Raw genomic sequence first — 4,148 nt, forward strand, 5'->3', positions numbered from 1 at the left:
CCGGCCACCACCACCAGCGCGGCGACCTCGTCGGCCGGCAGGTCGGGGGCCGACCGGCGCAGGGCGGCCCGCAGGGTGACCGGGTCGGCCAGCGCCGCCGCGCCGTAGCGCCGGACGACCTCGCGCAGGGCCGCCCCGGCCGCGGCGCTCACCGGGTCGGCGCGGCCCAGAAGGACCGCAGGTCGTCCAGGTCGGCGTCGGGGTCGACGGCGACGATGAAGCCGCTGCTGGCCGTGGAGTCCTGGTCGAAGTACAGCCGGGGGACCATGCCGTTGGCGTCGATGTAGCGCACGCGCACCCCCTCGCCCCGCTCGGGGCTGTCGGCCGGGATCCCCGTCTTGGTGCCGGGCGGGTCGGCCCGGTACTTCCAGCGCAGCGAGCGCACCGTGCCCGGGACCGCGTAGGGCCCCTCCACGAAGCTGCCGCGCAGGTCGTGCAGCAGGTCGACGGTCAGCATCCGGCTGAACAGCGCGGCGTAGCCGTTGCCCAGGTCGCAGGTGACGCTCTCCTGCTGGTTGACCGCCGGCTCCTCGCCGACGCAGACGGCGCCCGGGCCGGAGAGGTAGGGCTCGGCGAGCGCGAGCAGACCGGGGTCGACGAACGCGTCGCGCGGGTCCGCGGGGGCGCCGTCCAGCAGCGAGGAGTCCTTCTCCCCCGCGGGCGGGGCCGGGGTGGTCGTGCCGGGAGCGGACGGGGCAGCCGACTGCGGCGGCGGGGGCGGCGGATCGGGCGTGGCGACGGCCATCGCCGGCCGGGGCCCGCCCGACGGGGCGAAGGCGACGTAGAGCACGCCGCCCGCCGCCAGCACGAGCACGACCAGCAGGGCGACCACACCGATGCCGGAGCGGCGGCCGGTCACGAGCGGCGCCGCGGGGTCGATGTCGGCGGTCCTGGTGCCGGGGTCCCCGCCGGTCCCGTCCGGTGGTGCGGTCTCAGCGGTCCTGTCGGCGGTCACGGACGCACCGCCCAGGACCGCGCGGGCCCGCTCGCCGATGTCGCGCGTGGCGTCGGTGCGCTCGACGTCCGGGCCGGGCGCGGGCGGCGGGCTGTCGGTGCGCGCCCACTCGCGCGGCAGCAGCCCGAGGGCCGCCCCCAGTTGCGTGCAGGCCCACCGCGCGGGCGACGCGGCGGCGGGATCGACGTCGGGCGCGGCCACGACCACCGCCTCGGCCAGCGCGTCCTCCGGCTCGGCGTCGCGGCTGAGCACCTCGTGCATCCGCTCGACCGCACCGCTTCCGGCGGCCCGGACCAGCGCGTCGACGGCCACCTCCGCGGGCGGGTCGGTCACCGCTCGCAGCGCGGCGGCCAGCGCCACCGGATCCGTGATCGCGCCGCGGCCGAAGCGCTCGACCGCCGCGTCGAGCGCGGTCAGGACGGAGCCCATCGTGTCGTCTCCCTGGGCTGCTGCGGGACTGCGGGGCCGACCCGCCGCGGCGCTCACCCCGTCGGCGCGGCCCAGTAGGACCGCAGGTCGTCCAGGTCGGCGTCGGGGTCGACGGAGGCGATGACGCCGTTGCTGGCCGTGGAGTCCTGGTCGAAGTACAGCCGCGGGATCGTGCTGCCGTCGTCGGCCTGCTCCAGGAAGCGCACGCGCACCCCCTCGCCCCGCTCGGGGTTGTCGGCCGGGATCCCCGTCTTGGCCCCGGGCGGGTCGGCCCGGTACTTCCAGCGCAGCGAGCGCACGCTGCCGGGGACCGCGTAGGGGCCCTGCAGGAAGGTGCCGCGCAGGTCGTGCAGCAACTCGACGGTGAGCAGTCGGCTGAACAGCGCGATGTAGCCGTTGCCCAGGTCGCAGGTGACGGTCTCCCGCTGGTTGATCATCGGTTCGCCGCCGACGCAGACGGCGCCCGGGCCGCCGATGTAGGGCCCGGCCAGCGCGAGCAGGTCGGGGTCGGCGAACGCGTCGCGCGGGTTCTCCGGCGCCCCGGCCAGCGGCCCGGAGTCCTTCTCCTGCGCCGGTGGCGCCAGGGTGGAGGTGGCGGTCGGTGGGCCGGGCGCCGCCGGTGCCGGGGAGGTCGGCGGGTCGGGCGTGGCGACGGCCAGCGCCGGCCGGGACTCGGCCGACGGGGCGAAGGCGGCGTAGAGCACGCCGCCCGCGGCCAGCACGAGCACGACCAGCAGGGCGACCAGGCCGAACCCGGACCGGCGGCCGGTCACCAGCGGCGCGGGGTCGAACTCGGTCGTCCCCGACGGTGCCGGGGGCGGCGACCCGGCGCCCGGGATGACCTCGGTGGTCGCGGTCTCCGGGTCGGCGGCGTCGGTGGCGGTCGGCCCGGGCGCCGCGGGCGGGCTGTCGGTGCCCGCCCACTCGCGCGGCAGCAGGCCGAGGGCCGCCCCGAGCTGCGCGCAGGCCCACCTCGCCTGCGACGCCACGGCGGGATCGGCACCGGGTGCGGCCACACCCACGGCCTCGGCCAGCGCGTCCTCCGGCTCGGCGTCGCGGGCGAGCGCCTCGCGCATCCGCTCGACCGCACCGCTCCCGGCCGCCCGGACCAGCGCGTCGACGGCCACCTCCGCCGGCGGGTCGGTCGCGGCCCGCAGCGCGCCGGCCAGCGCCACCGGGTCCGTGATCGCGGCGCGGCCGAAGCGGTCGATCGCCGTGTCGAGCACGGTCAGGACGGAGCCCATCGTGTCGTCTCCCTGGGGCCGGTGCGGGCTGCCCCGCGGCGTGGCCGCGGGGCGTTGACGGACCGAGTGGACCGGGACCCGCTTCACGGCCGCTTCAGTGCGCACCGGTCGCCTCCCGACCCGGGAACGCTACCGGGTCCGACCTGCCCCGATCGACGGCCGGACGGGCCACCCGGGTTCGCCCGAGCGCCCCATCGGGCCGGTCAGGGCGTCGTCGGCAGGCGGGTCTCGGCCGGCTCCCGGTCGGGTCGCAGACCGCGCCACACGGCGTGGCGCAGCCGGCCGTCGTGGGTCATCGAGCGGTACACGACCTCGCCCACCAGCACGGGGTCGACCCACCGGGCCCGGCGCGCGTACTCCCGGGGGACCTCCTCGTCGAACGGGCTCGTGCGGCGTTCGAGGGGCTGCAGCCTGCCCAGCAGGTCGTGCAGCACGGCGTCGGTGAAACCGGTGCCGACGTGGCCGAGGAAGCGCAGCGAGCCCTCGTCGTCGTGGGCGCCGAGCAGCAGCGCGCCGAGCGTCGAGGCCCGCCGGCCGCTGCCGGGGGTCCAGCCGCCGAGCACGATCTCCTGGGTGGTCATCAGCGCGGTCTTGATCCAGGTCGCGGAGCGGCGGCCGGGCTCGTAGCGCGAGCGCCTGCGCTTGGCCACGATCCCCTCCAACCGGTGCGCGCGGGCCACCTCCAGCAGCTGGGCGCCGGTGACGTCGGTGAACGACGGCGGCACGGCCACGCCGGGCGCGGTGTCCAGGCCCAGTTCCAGCAGCCGCGCGCGGCGGGTGTCGAAGGGCTCGTGGACCAGCGGCGCCCCGTCGACCGCCAGCAGGTCGAAGACGTAGAGCTGCACCGGCACGGCGGCCTGCAGCTCCGGGGCGGGCGAGCGCACGTGCATCCGGTGCTGCAGCAGACCGAAGTCGGGGCGCCCGGCCGGGTCGAGCGCGACCAGCTCGCCGTCGAGCAGCAGGCGCCGCCCGCCGCCCAGCCCGATGCCGGTCAGCTCCGGGTAGCCCAGGGTGACGTCGTTGCCGTTGCGGCTGGTCAGCTGGACCTGGTCGCCGGCGGTGCCGATGATCGCCCGGACGCCGTCCCACTTGAACTCGAACGCCCACCCCGACCCGGCCGGCGGCTCGCCCGCGGTGGCCAGCATGGGGCGCACCGGCGCGGGCAGCTCGGCGGTCATGGCGACACGGTCCCCCACGCAGGGGTGTCCGCGCACCTGGTCGGGCGGGTGAACCCCGCGGGCCACCCCGTCGGGGGAGGTCAGATGCTGTCGGCGACCGCGCTCGCGATGTCGGTGAGCCGGGCCTTGGCCTCGACGATGTCGGCGATCCCGCCGAGGGCGGCGGGATCGTCGCCCGCCCCGCCGTTGACGGCCGCGGCGTTGCCCGCGGCGGCGTCGTCGCGCGCCCGGAGGTCGCCGACCGCGCCGGCCGCACCACCCGCGTCGTCGGCATCGGCCGCGTCGGCGACGGCCTGCACCGCCGCGGCGACGTCGTCGTCGACCGCGCCGTCGCCGTCGGCG

General features: G+C 77.9%; 4 protein-coding genes. All 4 read right to left on the reverse strand.

The genetic code is table 11. From position 1 onward, the window contains the following. Positions 1-148: 148 nt before the first annotated feature. A complete protein-coding gene (locus KIK08_RS37605) occupies positions 149-1,384 on the reverse strand; it encodes a hypothetical protein (RefSeq protein ID WP_214408085.1) in 1,236 nt (411 codons plus the stop codon). Positions 1,385-1,437: 53 nt separating this feature from the next. Further along, positions 1,438-2,628: a hypothetical protein gene (locus KIK08_RS37610; RefSeq protein ID WP_214408086.1), complete on the reverse strand. Its 1,191-nt coding sequence runs from the start codon at positions 2,626-2,628 to the stop codon at positions 1,438-1,440. A gap of 203 nt (positions 2,629-2,831) precedes the next feature. Continuing rightward, the gene (ligD, locus tag KIK08_RS37615) at positions 2,832-3,806 is read right to left on the reverse strand and encodes a non-homologous end-joining DNA ligase (protein WP_250558602.1); all 975 of its coding nucleotides are present in this window, start codon (positions 3,804-3,806) and stop codon (positions 2,832-2,834) included. A gap of 80 nt (positions 3,807-3,886) precedes the next feature. Then, a partial coding sequence (locus tag KIK08_RS37620; RefSeq protein ID WP_214408087.1) for a hypothetical protein occupies positions 3,887-4,148 on the reverse strand: 262 nt, incomplete at its 5' end.

Source organism: Pseudonocardia lacus (genome assembly GCF_018531445.1).
GTDB lineage: Bacteria > Actinomycetota > Actinomycetes > Mycobacteriales > Pseudonocardiaceae > Pseudonocardia > Pseudonocardia lacus.